Here is a 15,113-nt window from a genome sequence, read left to right on the forward strand (position 1 = left end):
CGTACTACAGCGACGAGGATGCTCGGCACCGCCCCGCGGAACGCGTCCCCCCTGGAGCGGAAATCCCATTGCAGTCACTAAAGATTCATGAAGATTTCGCCAGGAGCCACTCTTCCCAATGGTTCTTATTTGCACCAATAATCATATCATCGTATTTTTCTCTATTCTTAGCAGGCATCGTATCAATCGCAAAACCACCTAAACCAACCTCTAATTCTTCTCGTTCACTCTTCAAACGATCAACCAACTCAAACAAGTTTGGTAAATTCTCTCTCATTGTGCAAGACATAAACAAGAACTTTGGTTTTACAGTATCCAGCACAACATCAATATCTTCTTCTTTAATACTGGATCCTAAATAAATAACCTCAAACCCTTTTCGTCTAACAAACAAGGTAAATATTAACAATCCTAATTCATGCCACTCACCTGGCCCACATACAGCCACTACCTTAGGTAAAATACCGTTATGGGGAAAAGAGTGCATAATGATTCCGATTCTGGAACGAAGTATGGAAGTAGCAAAATGCTCATGTGCGGTCGTAATTTGTCCACTCTCCCATAGGTCACCAATTCTAACTAAAATGGAACCTAATACATCAATAACCACTTTGTCTATCGTGTAAATGGCAAATGCATGATTAATTAATTCATGTGCTTTTACTTCATTAAATTGAAGTAGTGCTTGCATTAATTCTTCTGATAGAGTATCCGTTTGGTCAACTTCTTTACTTTTATCTACTATATCATTTTCAAAGTCACTCTTTTCAAGCAAAGCTACTGCCTGACTTATTGTGAAACCTTGATTCACTTTATTAGCAAGCCATTTCAATATATGAACATGTTTCTCAGTATATAAACGATGACCTGAATCATTCCTTACAGGTGCTATCATATTATAACGTCGCTCCCAAGCCCTTAGCGTGCCAGGTTGAACGCCTATCATTTTTGAAACTGCTTTGATGTTGTATTTTCCTTCATCTTGGCTTGTCATTCTAACATCCTCCAATTACCAGTACCTTATCATCACCGATTATACTGAGAAAATCCCTTCGTGTAAACTTTGTGTAGGTTTTTTATATAGTTTGTGCAGGTTTTTTTCGTATTGTAAGTACATGCGCTTCAGCTTTTGTCCCTAGACGTAAGGGTATAATAGAAGTCCCATAGCCATTAGATACAAAATGAACATATGGAAATGTTTGGTGCACCCCACCGAGCGTGTAAGGGCCAAAACCGAAAATTCTAATTTGACCACCGTGTGTGTGCCCACTCAAAAGCAAATCTACATATCCTTGTAAGCTAACTCCTGCTTTTCGTCTAATTCTTGGGTCATGACTGACAAAAATACAACATTCATTCTTATTTATAGAAGAAATAGTTTTATGTACATTATCTTTTTTCATACTCATATCTTCTATTGCTGCAAGTTGGATGAAAGACCCGTTATAAGAAATCAAAACTACTTCGTTTCCAACCACGATGACTTTCCATTTTTCCAACAGTTTTTTAAACGTTTCTACATCTCCCTCGTAATCATTATTCCCCCAAATAAAATAAATAGGTCCAAATCTAGACAATCTTTTCAAGTTTTCTTCTATTTTCCAATTTGGAGTTCTATTGTCTCTAAAGTCCCCTCCTATAATAACAAGTTCTACGTCATGTACTTGATTTAACAATTTTTCACTAATGACTCTATTATGTACATCAGATATATAAAACACCTTTAATTCGCTGCTATTATGTGGAAACCTATTTAATTCAACTTCTATCGTTGATAAATTATTGGAAAATGCATTATATATCATAAAAACAACTAATAGAATTCCAATAGTTAAAGCTGATACAGACAATATTAGCATTACGCACTCCCTAAAATTGTTTTTTACTATCTTATCAAACAGAACGAAAAAAGGCACCTTCCTAATTGGAAGATACCTAGGAAATCAGTCTTCTACGATGTCTAAAACACGGAATCCTGACTTTTCTAATTTAGTAATAAATTTATCAATATTATCTTTTTTCTCAATTTTTAAAACTATTCTCCTAACCAATTTATCCGTTTCATCAAATGTAACTAGTGATATGACAGATTCGTGATACTGTTGGATAATCTCTGCTAACCTTGCAATACGGCCTTCTGTTTCTACAGATGTAAAGGCAATTCGAATTCCTTTTCGATGCACTCCAAACGCGCTTTGAAATTGTTCCATTACATCAAATCGAGTGACTACACCTAAAAAGTTTAATTTTTCATCTACTACTGCAAGTAAAGGAAAATCTTTTAGTTCCACTAACGTTTGTTCGAACACTTCATTTCCCTCTAAGTATTTATCTTGGTGGCTCAACACTTCCGTCAAATCAGTTTTCTTTAAGAATGTTTCTTTTTCCTCACCAGAATCAAATAAACCTTTATAAATATTATAGCGAGTAACTACGCCAACATATTTCTGCTTATCGAGAACAGGTAGCGCATCTACTTCTTTTGATTCTAACATGTTCATCGCTTCTTCTAGACTTTGTCCTAGCTGTAAAGAAAATACTTTATGCTTCGGAATTAACAAATTTTTTACAAACATACCAATCACCTCAAATTATAAATTCTACCTACATATATTTTTTCATCACCAAATAAATGTCAGATATATCGAAAAAAGACATGTTTGATTAAGTATAGCAAAAATACAGAGGATGTCACTATAATTTTCAGAAAATTATAACTTCATTTTGTAGCATGATACAAATTAATTCCTTTTTCTTTCATTACTTCAAACACATGGTGCCTATTGGTCCATAGGCTATCTTTCCACAAATCCTTACTCCTGTCCACAATCTCTTTCCTTAAATCTTGATACTCTTTTTCATATTTTTGTTTTTTTCTATAGATTAATATCCCGAAAAAGCATCCTGTACCAAATAGAATAGAAAACAATGGGAGCAGTGGATTTGACATAAATGCAAAAAATAACTGATCGCTAGAATGCGAGTAAACTTTTACTATCTTCTCAAAGGAATAAGAGAAAAAAGAAAAAAATAAAAGACCAAGAGTAATATAACAATATAAATAATACTTCTTCCAAGTATCAAACTTTTTCTTCCTAAAATATACTTGATTCAACATATAAATTGTGGTTGAATCTGCATAAGGGTACAAATCTTTTATATCCTTGTCCAATTTAAAACCCCCTTCCTTAACCATTAATATGATGTGGAAGAGGGTTGTATTCACGGCATTTTAAAGTATAGAAAACATACTGGTATGAGAAGAAAAATAAATAAAAGAATCCTCGGCAACCATACAGTGGATAATGAAGTAGATTTATAGGTATTGACTTTTTGATGTCGTTCTTTACGAGATGGAAGTGGTATTGTTTCCTGGTCTTCAGGAGGAGCATCTTGTAGGTGAATTTCTTTTCGATGTTCCAACATCAGCTTTATGTATTTATCTTCGTGCTCTTTCACAACCATACTCCTTTCTAACCGGTCTTTCTTTCTCTCTATCTATTGTAACAGGTGATTGTTATGCTCTCATGATTCTTTTACCCCAAAATAATATCGTGTAACATCCATTTCCAGTCTTTTTGCACCTCATTAATTTGTAACAACTCTTCTCCAAAAAAATTACTTACGTCCATCCCACAATTATCGCAACATGTAACCGGTTTGTTTTCGATTTGCTCATCAAACAAGGAAACTAGTTCTTTTCTTCTACAATTACTGGTCAGTACCCAATCATGCATTTCTTTAACTTTTACTAACTTCTGACTAATTCTATTGTTTTTCTGTTCTACCATATACTTTCTTTTTTCTACCAATGGTAAATGAGCAAACTTACTCTCTAAATACTGCAGATATCTTACACCCGAAGTTTCTTGCAGTTCTTCTTCTAATACATTACCTTCTAGGAAACGATCGATTGTATCTTCAGAAGGTAATTCATATTCGACCATGGAGTAAGTTAATGTTTCATCTCCTTCTTGATAAAGTTGAATGGCAATACTTTTTTCTCCATCCCTTCCAGCACGACCTATTTCTTGGATATAGGATTCCATTTGACTCGGCATGTGAAAATGGATAACAAAACGAATGTCTTCTTTATTAATCCCCATTCCAAATGCACTGGTTGCACAAATGACACGTAGTTGACTGTCAATAAACTGCTGCTGAATAAGCATACGATCTTCTGTACTTAGCCCCGCATGATAATAGGCAGTGTTTCCTATCCCTGCATTTACAAAAAGTTGATGACATTCTTCTGCTAATCTTTTGCTTGAAAAATAAATAATTCCTGAACCTTTTAGTTCTTTGCACAGGAATAACAATCTCTCTTTTTTTTCTTCAACAGAAGATACTTTCTCAACGTTCATTGCAATATTTCTACGGTCTACGGAATAGATGTGCTCTTCCCACGAATCCAAGTGTAAATAAGTAAAAATATCTTTTCTTACTTTTTTTGTAGCTGTAGCTGTTAATGCTAAAGTTAAGGGCTCTCCAATTAGTTTTCTAAACTCCCCGATCCTCAGATAATCTGGTCTAAAATCAAGTCCCCACTGAGAAATACAATGTGCTTCATCCACTACCAAAAGTCCAATAGATAAACTGGAAATCGACCTTTGAAAATATGGGTTTTGCATCATTTCAGGTGAAACAAAAATAAATTTGTACCGACTAATATTCTTCAACACATCACTGCGTTCTTCCTGGCTTAAAAAAGAGTTTACCGCTACAACAGATTTCTCTCCAACCATCTTCATCCTGTTTACTTGATCTTGCATGAGAGAAAGTAATGGAGAGATAATGATTATGTGACCTTCTATAGTATAAGCAGGAAGTTGATAACACAGGGATTTTCCTGTTCCTGTTGGTAACATAGCAAGCGTGTTTTTCCCTTTTAAAAGAGAAGTAATGACTTCTTTTTGTCCTGGACGAAAGGAAGAATACCCAAACCGTTCTTGCAGAATTTTATGTAAGTTCATTTTTTCCTCTCCTTGCTATACAAAGCCTAATCTGGAAATACGAAATCGCGTCACCTACGGACTCTTTTATAGGTTTTAAACGTTGAACCTGTAAAGTTTCTATTGCCTCATTTATTAATCTTTCTTCTTCTTGCGTTAATAAGATGGAACTATCAAAATGAGGATCCATCAAAGCCAGTTCTATGACGTGATCTTCTATTGTACTTTTCTTTAAACCTCTAATTGAAGCAACATCTTCTAGGGAATTTCCCATATCCAGTAATCTCTTCGTATGTTGCGTGGAACTAGTGTATAAAGAAACGTTATTTGTTGTTTGTAGTAGCATACTTAATAATGGTGGTTGAAGCCTTTCGTATATAGCCATCCATTCATGCCAAGCATGTAACCACATTAGTTGCATCTCTATTTCCGAAACATTCCATTCATCTGCCAATTGGTACATGGTTTGCCCTGAAGTTTTTACACCAGAAAGTTTTTTTATCAGTAAAGTAGGTGCTGTTTCCATTTCTTCAAACACAACACTACATTCTTCCAATAACGTATGTGCAAATTCTTTTAACGTTTGACTTGTTAGATGGGAGGCTAGAAAAAATTTCAACTCTTTTTGAACTTTTTCATCTTGAACGATGGGAATATAGTTTTTATTTTGACTTAATGCATTAGATACCACTTGAATTAATAAATTCATTTTCTCCCAACGCTCTTTCGTAACTTTATGAAACGACCATCCGTTTAAAAATGGGAACAAAATTGGTGCGTTATGCATTTTATTCAACCCGCTGCTTGTTACTTTAATTAACTCTGTATCCAATGATATATACTGATCGTCTCTTAGAGAATTTAAGCGTTCCATGAATTGTTCTTTTGAGAGTTTTGGTAAAATGGAGAAATAAGCTGTTAGTGAAAATAAATGAATATCTTGAATGGTTTGGGAAGATTTTTTCCCTTTTAATATATGGAAAATAGAGGAATAAGAACGCTGCTCATGCAATGTTGTCGCAATGGTTAAAATAAGTTTGTCCAATAACACCTTTTTCACCTGCCTAAACGTTTTACTACATTGTCATTGTATCATTACAATTAATATTTTTCTCTTTTAAGTGATTTTTTAAAATGTAAGCACTTACATTAATGATATGTACTCTTTACAGTTGAAAAGATGAGACATCGGCCTTAAAATAAAAGATGAGACCAATTTTCCATACAACTTTTTGTTGATGGTTAGAGCAAAGGAGGTTATTTTCCATGGCAAAATATACAATTGTTGACAAAGATACATGTATCGCTTGTGGAGCGTGCGGAGCAGCTGCCCCAGATATTTATGATTACGATGACGAGGGTATTGCATTTGTAATTCTAGATGATAATGAAGGAACATGCAAAATCCCTGATGAGTTACACGAGGATATGGTAGATGCATTCGAGGGATGCCCTACTGACTCCATCAAGATTTCTGAAGAACCATTTGATGGTGACGCTCTTAAATTTGAATAGTAATAAATAAAAAACAAGGACAATAAAAATGTCCTTGTTTTTTATTTATGCTTTTACGCTTTTCTCCACTGAACTTGGCACACTAGCACGATTACGTTCAATTACTGTATGAAGTCTTGTTACTAAGATATAGGAAACTCCTGCTACAACTGCACCTTTAATTAAATTAAATGGTACTACAGCTGATAAAATAAACTGTAGTAAAGCAGCTGACTCCCAAGCAGGTGCATTTAAAAACCACGTATACGCTGGAACGAATAAGAAATAATTCAATACACTCATCCCAACTGTCATTGCAACAATACCTGCAGAAAAACCGACTAACATACCTTTCTTACTATTCAACTTTGTGTAAATGTAATAAGCCGGTAATAAGAAAAGAATTCCTGCGGTAAAATTAGATGCTTGATCAATTGGTACTCCAGTCATCGAATTGTCTAAAATGTAGTGAATTGTGTTCTTTAATAATTCAACCAACACTCCTGCTACCGGCCCCATCATAATTGCCGCTAAAAACGAGACAGAATCACTAATGTCTAATTTTAAAAACGGAGCAGCTGGTAAGATTGGGACACTTATCTTCATCAACAGAAACGACAAACTGCCCATAAAACTAATTAACACAAGATTTCTAACAGATTTCCCCATACTTCTCTCTCCTTTTGGGATTCACCAAAGAAGAAAGATAACCTACTACTTCTTAAAAACAAATAAGCCCAAACTTTTGTTAGGGGCTAATCATCTCTAAGAAGCCAAGCAAAAAGACGAATTACAACTGAATTATTTAAGCGGCAACTCTGAAAGAAATAATGTAATAATTACTTCTAAAAAATCTGCATACTTAAATAAACCACATGTAAAGCGTTTTGCTTTGCGGCTACCTTCACCTTCTCCCATCCAGACTATACTGTCGGCTTTGGAATCACACCAAATCCTGCTTCGAAAAGCTCGCGGGCTTAAGAGTACGTATACTCCTTACCGCCGGTCGGGAATTTCACCCAGCCCCGAAGGTGAATCGCTATTCATTTTTATCTTACACCCTTATTATACATAGAAAAAAGGGAAAATCAATGAATTTTGCTCATGATTTTCCCTTTTACTATATGTTTCTTCCGTCTAAAAGTTCTACATGATGACTACTTTACCACTTAAAAGTAGAATAGACAAACTTGCAGTTAGTAATACAACAATACCAAACCGTCTTAAATAATCGAGCATGTATTTAATCCTCCCCTAAAAAACTACCCTTCCAACGGTATGCCTAAACTCTCTATTTTATTCCTCTTTCCATTGATCATAACGGTACACATTTACATGACCTTTTGCTTCAATTGGTTTACTCAAGTCCAAAGAGATATTCTCTGTAGGAAAGTTATTAAATTTAACACTAGTGAAACCAAAAGTATTGGCAGTGTGTAAAATGGATTCAATTGTTACTATTGGCGGTATAACCGAATCCCACTCGTTTGTTAATGTAACGCTTGCTTGTTCACCATTTTCTTCTACTAATACCTCTACATTTTCAGGAACTGTTGCTTGATCGAAACTACTTGGTGAAATTTTTAACTCTTCTATCGCTTCTTGCAGGTTATCTTTATCAGTGGGTATACCATTAAATGCATAAGGTAGTTCCGCGACAGCCACAGGATAGGAATAATACAATGTTGGTTGGTTTTCACTATTTAATTCAAAAGGTTTAATTTCTCCTAAATGACTAAATGATGCTCTTTTCCCATCATTGGTTTGAATATCTACCGTAACAGGCCCTAAGAACTCATACGATGTGTTAATTAGATCAATAAAGGCTGATTCCAAACCAGTCGTATTATATGGATGATTTTCATCTAAAACTACTGTCAGCCTCTTAACCTCATCATTAAAGGAAAGTGTCGCTTTTAGAGGTAAGAAATCTGCTAAGTTTAATGTTTCGTCTTTAATACCATCTTCAAGTACAATTTCTTGTACTACTTCATTCATTGGCGCCTCCGTCTGCCACTCCACCGTTAGTGGTAAGAAAGTTGCGTCTTTCGTCTCAACAATAATAGGTATATAAACAGCATTCTCCACTGTTTCATACACACCATTAAGAGAGGTATAATTGGCTGTTTCGATGGTATATTCTTTCTGAGTCGCTTCACCTTCAGTTGTGTCTTCAAATTTATTTGCACTATCCTCATCTGCTGTTTCTTTTGTTTCTTCACTAGCATTAAACATGCTTACTTGATCAGAATTATCCAAACCACTTTCTACTTGTTCCTTCTCTTCACTACCACTCCGTTCTTGAAGTGCTAACTGTTCACTTGAATCCCGTTGCATAAGAAAAGATGCAGATAAAATGGAGAGAACCATAACCGCTGCTAAAGCAACAAAAGGCGCTAAAATTTTCTTTGTGTGATCTCGCTCTATATCAGGAGATTGGCTGTCTCTCATCACCTCTTGAAAAGATCGTTTATCCTTAAAAGATGGCATTTGCTTAAATAATGATTCTAACTGCTCGTCATCCCAATTACGCTTGCTCATGGATCGTTTCCTCCTTTCCACTTTTTTCAATCATCAGTTCTTTTAACTTTTTCAACGCTCGGTGCTGAGTGGTTTTCACTTTACTTTCCGTCCAATCTAACGTTTGGGCAGCTTCTGTTATAGAAAAGTCTTGGAGATATCGTAAGATGATGACCGCTCTTTGGTCAGGCGAACAATGGTCTAAGCAACGATACATCAACTGTATTTCTTCACTTTGAAGCGCTACTTCTTCGGGGAGCGGTTCGTCACTTTTCACCGTGTTTGTAGCAAAAGTAAAAGCTTCTATCACTTTATCTTTCCAACCTTTTTGCTTTCTAAAATGATCAATCGCCACATTTCTTGCTATAGAAAAAAGCCACGTTTTTTCTGAACTGCGGTTCTCAAAACCTGCATAGGATTTCATCACTCTGATGTAGACTTCTTGTGATAAATCTTCTGCGACTTCTCGTTGTTTTACCATATACATTAGAAAGTTAAAAACGTCTTGATGATGACGTTCATAAAGTTCTTGAAAAACGGAGTTCATCATTGCTCCTCCCCATTCACTAAATTAGTCGTGTGATTAGCTAAAAAGTTACACAATATATATCTATTTAACTGTAATCACTAAAATTGTATCGATTAATGAAATAAAAAGGAAGAATTATTTACATAACTCTCCCTTTTCGTTATCGTTCCTCATGAAACAAGATTATCTTCTTTCATTCTGCATTTTTATTGGTAATTCGATAATAAATGTCGTACCTTGTCCAAGCTTACTTCTCACCTCTATGGACCCACCATGCGCATTAATGATATTTTTAACAATTGCAAGCCCTAGGCCTGTTCCACTTTTACCTCTTGTTCTAGCTTTATCCGCTTTATAAAATCGTTCAAATACAAAGGGTAAATCATCTTCATGGATTCCTTGGCCAGAATCTTGTACCTCGAATATAGCATTAGACCCTTTTCTACTACTCTTTATCTTTACGTTGCCACCCTCTGGAGTATGTCGCAGTGCATTGTCAATTAGGTTCGTAAACACTTGCTCTAAGCGATCTGGATCCGCCCATATACTTCCCAGCAATTCATTTTCCGTAGAAAGTTGAACAGAAGATTCTCTTGCAACACCTTGAAACTTTAAACTTATTCTTTTAATAAATGAACTTATTGGTACATCATCTTTCGAAATAGATTGATAACCCGCTTCCATTCTAGCTAAATCTAGTAAATCATTCACAAGCCTTCCCATTCGAAGAGACTCATCGTAAATGATTTTTGCGAACTCTTTCTTTTCTTCATCTGTTCCAGCAATGTCATCCATTATTGCTTCACTATATCCTTGTAACATCGATATGGGGGTACGTAATTCATGAGAGACATTTGCGATGAAATCCTTTCTAAGAACATCATGCTTTCTTTCTTCTGTCATATCACGTAAAACGGCTACCGCACCCCTTACTGATTGTTCATTATACAGTGGCGTGATAACAATCATATACGTACGACCTTGAACCGTCATCTCCGTAAATTGTTCTTTTTCTGTTTCCATGACTTTTGAAAATAGCAGGACGACATCCTTTGGAACAGCTTGGAATGCTTCTCCCTCTTTCTCATAATGAGCTTGCTCTAAGAATCTGTCGGCGGGAGGATTCGTTATTAATACAGTTCCATCTCTATTTATGGTAATTACGCCATCTGCCATTGAACTTAAAATACTAAAGAGTTGTTCTTTTTCCTGGTTGAGCGCATGGATATGATACGTAATTTGTCGCCCCATTTGATTAAAGGCTGTTGCGAGTTCTCCAATTTCGTCATTCGTTAATATCGGAACCTTTGATGAAAAATTTCCTTTAGAAACTTCAAAAGCAGCTTCTCTCATTTTTCTTAGAGGTGCCGTTATTCGTGTAGACAAAAAGAAAGCAAATATGGTGGTTAAAATAATGGCTATCCCTGCTGCAAGTAAGATAACTTGTGTTGTTTGTTGGGTCGTTTGTTTTAACACCTGAAGAGATTGAAATACAAACACACCATACGTTTTTCCATCCGTGTGTTTATAAGGTGTTCCAGAAACGATTACGTTTTCATAGCGATCTCTTGAACCACTAAGTGTGCCAACTCTAATTTCTTGTGTAACAGTTTCTCCAGTAAAGACCTTTAAAAGCATAGGAGAAGACGCAATATCTTTATTAGAAACTACCAGTTCTTCTGACTTTGTTGCGTGTAATCTATTTCCTTCTGCATCTGTAATAATTACTTGAGAGGGAGAATCAATTATTTCATCAACAATTTCTAAACCATACATTAACTCAGAATGTTCTGCTAGTATGGTTGATACCTTTTCAGCAGATCGGAGTAACTCCTTCTCGACTTCATCAACATGATAGTTTTGAAAAAATTCTAATAGCAGAATAGTCAAAACAAATAAAACAAAAGAAACGAGAAGCAGGATGGTAATCCAAAGCTTCCCAACAACACTTTTCCAAATTTTCATTATTGCACTACCTCAAACTTATACCCTACTCCCCAAACAGTAACAATCATTTTAGCAGCAGGTTCTGACACTTTGTTTAATTTTTCTCTCAACCTTTTTACATGTGTGTCTACCGTTCGAAGGTCTCCAAAAAACTCATATTGCCAGACTTCTTTTAGTAGGTTTTCACGATCAAACACCTTATCCGGCGTCTTAGCTAAAAAATGCAACAGTTCGTACTCTTTAGGTGTTAAGCTCACCTCTACTCCGTCAGCTGTTACACGGTGTGCATCATTATCAATCGTCAGATGTGGAAACACCAATACATCTTTTGCACGAGGTTCTGGATTAACTAATGTAGCGGAGTTAGTTCTACGTAACAATGCCTTTACCCGTAAGATGACTTCACGAGGAGAAAACGGTTTAACAATATAATCATCTGTGCCAAGCTCAAAGCCTTGCACTCTATTTGCTTCTTCCCCTTTAGCTGTTAGCATGATAATGGGTGTATTTTTCTTTTCTCTTATCCCTTCACACACCTCCATACCATCCATTCCTGGCATCATAACGTCCAATAATATACAATCAAAATGGAAATCAACACCCAGCTGCAAGGCTGTTATACCGTCTTCCGCTTCTGTCACTTCATATCCTTCCCGTTCTAAATACATTTTTAAAAGTCGACGGATTCTTTCTTCATCATCTACTACTAATATTTTCATTTTATCTTCCATGGCTAATGCCTCCAGTCCATTATCTATTACCTCTATTATGTACAAATAACAAGTAAAATGTCGATTCATAAGTGAAAAGCTCAGCGCAATAAAGGCATCCCCTTTATTTTGCTGAGCTCTCTTGTTGCATTAAGCATATGAATGTAGGCCTGCAATTACAAGGTTCACAACAATTAAGTTGAACATGATAATAACGAAACCAATAACAGCTAACCAAGCAGAGCGTTCTCCGCTCCAGCCAGCTCCTAAGCGTAAATGAAGATAGGCTGCATAAAATAACCAAGTCACTAGAGCCCATACCTCTTTTGGATCCCATCCCCAGAATCTTGTCCATGCAATCTGTGCCCAAATCATTGCGAAAATCAATGCTCCTAACGTAAATACAGGAAAACCTATTATTACGGAACGATAATTTATTTCATCCAGTACTTCGTTGTTTGCATTTTTCACCAAAGGTTGTATTAGTGCACCGATACGTTTTCTGGAAATTAGTCTAATAATCCAATATAGGATCACTCCACCTATTAAAGAAAGAACAAACGTGTTCAGTTTCTTTGCATTTATAATAGCAGGTACCTCTATTAGTGGTTTAAAAGTAGAGCCGTTCACAATGGAATATTCATTTGGACCAAAAACAGGAGGAAGAGTAAAATCCATGTCCTGCGTTTCACCCGCTTTGTCTACCCACGTCATCTCTGAAGAGAAGCCACTTAAAGAAGAGACAGTAGTGATAAGAATAAATGCAACAGTAGCAACTAAGCCATATAGTACAAGCTCTAATGCAGTTGTTTTACCTGACTTCTTTGATTGGTTAACATTTTTTAGTAGATACAATAATCCTGCTGCACAAGAAATAGCTAAAATAGCTTCTCCTAGTGCCGCTGTAATTACATGGATTGCTAACCAATTACTTTGTAGCGCTGGAATTAGTGGCGAAACTTCTCTTGGGAACATACTTGCATAGGCAATTACTAACACAGCAATTGGTAAGGCAGCCAAACCAAGAATAGTTGTTCGATAAATAGAGAATAACAATAAGAAAGCTCCGACTAACATCATGCCAAAAAAGGTTGTAAATTCAAATAGATTACTTACAGGAGCATGCCCAGCAGCTATCCATCTAACAACGAAATATCCTAATTGCAAAATAAATCCAATGGTAGTTAATCCTATTCCCCATTTTCCAAAACGATTTACTTTACTGTCTTTCGTTCCTTTTACACTTCCAGCAATTAAGGCAATGGAAATTAAATAAAGAACAAAAGCTCCATACAACAATGTTGAACTAATTGTATACAATCCCATTACGCTGTCCCCTCCTTACGCTCGTTAAATTGTTCTCGTTGGTCATGTAGCAGAGGGAAACCTGTTCCTTCCATCACACCATCTAGCTCACGTTTCAAGCCAAGCCAGTTTTTATTTGTTAAACCAGAAATATATGTTATTTCACCTGAACGCTTTATCCAGAGTCTTCGATGATTCCAGTATGAACCTTGCATTACCCCAATCATGAATATTAGACCTCCGAGTGCTAATACCCATAAAGTTAAATCTTTTCTGATGGTTAAACCAGATATATTTCTTGTATCTAGTCCAGCGAAAGATAATTTAAACTGATTTTCTCCTAAAGGCTCTACATTTTGTTGTATGCCAAGGAAAGCTGTTTCCCCATTTGGTGTTTCTGGAGTTATCATAGAAAAAAGAAACGCTGGATTATTCGGTACTGGAGATTTCGATTCTGGTTCTCCATTTGCATTGATACCGGCATAATCAGGATAATACCCCTTCAATTCAACCTTTGCTCCATCATTTAATTCATAGGTTCTAGCTGGATTAAATAGATCGACAGTAAAACTTCCATAAGACTTAGAAGGATCTGCTTTGCTATCTAAAGAAAATGACATTTTCTGAAATTGATTTAAACGAAAATCAACTTGGTACACGGCAAATCCATCAAATTTCAGAGGCTCATTTACACGGATTTGGTCTTTTTTAACTTCTGTCTGTTCACCATTTTCTCCGTTTTTATACAGCACGACATTTGATTGGAAGTTCTTAGCTATGATCCCGTTCCTCTCTAATGCTGCATCAAACACTTCTGGGGCTTCACCTTGTTGGTATTGTTCAAAGATAAATTGTTCATTTTTAAGCGAATACTCTTTATCCGTTCCTGGTATTTCGTAGGTTTCTCCTTCTTCGATCCAGAGTAATTCATCTACATAAAACCCTGGAACAAATCGTAAAACTCCTCCGATTAAAAATATGATTAATCCAACGTGGTTTACATAAGCTCCCCACCTAGAGAATCTATTTTTTTCAGCCAGTATGTTACCATTCTCTTCTCGTATTTTGTATCGCTTTTTCTTCAACTTTTCTTTTACCAGCTCATAATCTTCCTCTTTGATCGTACTAGAAGAAACAGAGTTAACTAAACGTTGCTTTTTCATGAATTGATCATGTCGAGTTACTCGCTGATTTTTAAGAGATTTGTATAAAGGGATACCTCTATCTAAACTAGCAATAATAATAGAGGTTCCTAGCATACCAATAAGTAGTAAGTACCACCATGAACTATAGAGATTATGAAATCCTAATGTGTAATAAAGCGTACCTAAAGATCCATATTGATCTGCATAGTGAACGGCAGGATTAATATTAGGAGGTATATACATTTCTTGTGGAAAAATAGTTCCTATAGCTGAAGCAATTAGTGTGACAATGATAATCGTTACTCCAACTTTTACAGAAGAGAAAAAGTTCCAAATTTGATCTATAATCGTTTTGTTATACGTTTGGGAACGTCTAGCACTTCCTTCATAACGCATATCATGGATCGCTTCTTTTTTTGCTTCTTCTGTCAGTGCTTGTCCACACGCCTGACAAAGGACTGTTCCATATGTATTTATGTGACCGCATTCACATGTAATATTTTTCATTCCC

General features: G+C 35.8%; 15 protein-coding genes and 1 riboswitch. Of the genes, 1 reads left to right on the plus strand and 14 read right to left on the minus strand.

What is annotated here, in order from left to right:
• Positions 1-85: 85 nt before the first annotated feature.
• The 7 genes from G8O30_RS07005 to G8O30_RS07035 form a co-directional block, all read right to left on the minus strand.
• A complete protein-coding gene (locus G8O30_RS07005) occupies positions 86-994 on the minus strand; it encodes a MerR family transcriptional regulator (protein ID WP_239674259.1) in 909 nt (302 codons plus the stop codon).
• Positions 995-1,076: 82 nt separating this feature from the next.
• A complete protein-coding gene (locus G8O30_RS07010; protein WP_239674260.1) occupies positions 1,077-1,859 on the minus strand; it encodes a metallophosphoesterase in 783 nt (260 codons plus the stop codon).
• 84 nt (positions 1,860-1,943) lie between these two features.
• Entirely contained in the window at positions 1,944-2,576 is a 633-nt protein-coding gene (locus tag G8O30_RS07015) for a CBS domain-containing protein (protein ID WP_239674261.1), read from the minus strand.
• 143 nt (positions 2,577-2,719) lie between these two features.
• On the minus strand, positions 2,720-3,172 hold the full coding sequence (locus tag G8O30_RS07020) for a DUF2663 family protein (RefSeq protein WP_239674262.1): 453 nt from the start codon (positions 3,170-3,172) through the stop codon (positions 2,720-2,722).
• A 50-nt stretch (positions 3,173-3,222) separates the two neighbouring features.
• Positions 3,223-3,459 carry a hypothetical protein gene (locus G8O30_RS07025; RefSeq protein WP_239674263.1) on the minus strand — a complete coding sequence of 79 codons (237 nt, stop codon included), beginning with the start codon at positions 3,457-3,459 and terminating at the stop codon, positions 3,223-3,225.
• Between the two features lie 77 nt (positions 3,460-3,536).
• Positions 3,537-4,973 (minus strand): RecQ family ATP-dependent DNA helicase, encoded by a 1,437-nt coding sequence (locus G8O30_RS07030; protein WP_239674264.1) that lies wholly within the window; start codon positions 4,971-4,973, stop codon positions 3,537-3,539.
• On the minus strand, positions 4,960-5,997 hold the full coding sequence (locus G8O30_RS07035; protein WP_239674265.1) for a YpbB family protein: 1,038 nt from the start codon (positions 5,995-5,997) through the stop codon (positions 4,960-4,962). The genes G8O30_RS07030 and G8O30_RS07035 overlap by 14 nt, the downstream gene beginning before the upstream one ends.
• Before the next feature lie 221 nt (positions 5,998-6,218).
• On the opposite strand from G8O30_RS07035, the gene G8O30_RS07040 reads away from it, so the two are divergent.
• Positions 6,219-6,467, plus strand: a complete 249-nt coding sequence (locus tag G8O30_RS07040; protein ID WP_239674266.1) for a ferredoxin — start codon at positions 6,219-6,221, stop codon at positions 6,465-6,467.
• A gap of 45 nt (positions 6,468-6,512) precedes the next feature.
• Here G8O30_RS07040 and G8O30_RS07045 read toward each other — a convergent pair whose 3' ends face one another.
• The 7 genes from G8O30_RS07045 to resB form a co-directional block, all read right to left on the minus strand.
• Entirely contained in the window at positions 6,513-7,115 is a 603-nt protein-coding gene (locus G8O30_RS07045; RefSeq protein WP_239674267.1) for an ECF transporter S component, read from the minus strand.
• Positions 7,116-7,348: 233 nt separating this feature from the next.
• Positions 7,349-7,483, minus strand: a riboswitch (FMN riboswitch).
• Between the two features lie 259 nt (positions 7,484-7,742).
• A complete protein-coding gene (locus G8O30_RS07050; RefSeq protein ID WP_239674268.1) occupies positions 7,743-8,987 on the minus strand; it encodes a hypothetical protein in 1,245 nt (414 codons plus the stop codon).
• Positions 8,974-9,513 carry an RNA polymerase sigma factor SigX gene (locus G8O30_RS07055; protein ID WP_239674514.1) on the minus strand — a complete coding sequence of 180 codons (540 nt, stop codon included), beginning with the start codon at positions 9,511-9,513 and terminating at the stop codon, positions 8,974-8,976. The genes G8O30_RS07050 and G8O30_RS07055 overlap by 14 nt, the downstream gene beginning before the upstream one ends.
• Positions 9,514-9,678: 165 nt before the next feature.
• The gene (locus G8O30_RS07060; RefSeq protein ID WP_239674269.1) at positions 9,679-11,460 is read right to left on the minus strand and encodes an ATP-binding protein; all 1,782 of its coding nucleotides are present in this window, start codon (positions 11,458-11,460) and stop codon (positions 9,679-9,681) included.
• Positions 11,460-12,173 (minus strand): response regulator transcription factor, encoded by a 714-nt coding sequence (locus tag G8O30_RS07065; protein ID WP_239674270.1) that lies wholly within the window; start codon positions 12,171-12,173, stop codon positions 11,460-11,462. Before G8O30_RS07065 ends, G8O30_RS07060 begins: the two co-directional genes overlap by 1 nt.
• Positions 12,174-12,302: 129 nt before the next feature.
• Entirely contained in the window at positions 12,303-13,472 is a 1,170-nt protein-coding gene (ccsB, locus tag G8O30_RS07070) for a c-type cytochrome biogenesis protein CcsB (RefSeq protein WP_239674515.1), read from the minus strand.
• 5 nt (positions 13,473-13,477) lie between these two features.
• Positions 13,478-15,109: a cytochrome c biogenesis protein ResB gene (gene resB, locus G8O30_RS07075; protein ID WP_239674271.1), complete on the minus strand. Its 1,632-nt coding sequence runs from the start codon at positions 15,107-15,109 to the stop codon at positions 13,478-13,480.
• Positions 15,110-15,113: the final 4 nt, after the last annotated feature.

The sequence above is a fragment of the Mangrovibacillus cuniculi genome, from assembly GCF_015482585.1.
Taxonomy (GTDB): Bacteria; Bacillota; Bacilli; order Bacillales; family R1DC41; genus Mangrovibacillus; species Mangrovibacillus cuniculi.

Coding starts and splice junctions, on each gene's coding strand:
- G8O30_RS07005 (WP_239674259.1), bottom strand. CDS start 994: ATGACAAGCCAAGATGAAGGAAAATACAACATCAAAGCAGTTTCAAAA.
- G8O30_RS07010 (WP_239674260.1), bottom strand. CDS start 1,859: ATGCTAATATTGTCTGTATCAGCTTTAACTATTGGAATTCTATTAGTT.
- G8O30_RS07015 (WP_239674261.1), bottom strand. CDS start 2,576: ATGTTTGTAAAAAATTTGTTAATTCCGAAGCATAAAGTATTTTCTTTA.
- G8O30_RS07030 (WP_239674264.1), bottom strand. CDS start 4,973: ATGAACTTACATAAAATTCTGCAAGAACGGTTTGGGTATTCTTCCTTT.
- G8O30_RS07040 (WP_239674266.1), top strand. CDS start 6,219: ATGGCAAAATATACAATTGTTGACAAAGATACATGTATCGCTTGTGGA.
- G8O30_RS07045 (WP_239674267.1), bottom strand. CDS start 7,115: ATGGGGAAATCTGTTAGAAATCTTGTGTTAATTAGTTTTATGGGCAGT.
- G8O30_RS07050 (WP_239674268.1), bottom strand. CDS start 8,987: ATGAGCAAGCGTAATTGGGATGACGAGCAGTTAGAATCATTATTTAAG.
- G8O30_RS07055 (WP_239674514.1), bottom strand. CDS start 9,513: ATGAACTCCGTTTTTCAAGAACTTTATGAACGTCATCATCAAGACGTT.
- G8O30_RS07060 (WP_239674269.1), bottom strand. CDS start 11,460: ATGAAAATTTGGAAAAGTGTTGTTGGGAAGCTTTGGATTACCATCCTG.
- G8O30_RS07065 (WP_239674270.1), bottom strand. CDS start 12,173: ATGGAAGATAAAATGAAAATATTAGTAGTAGATGATGAAGAAAGAATC.
- resB (WP_239674271.1), bottom strand. CDS start 15,109: ATGAAAAATATTACATGTGAATGCGGTCACATAAATACATATGGAACA.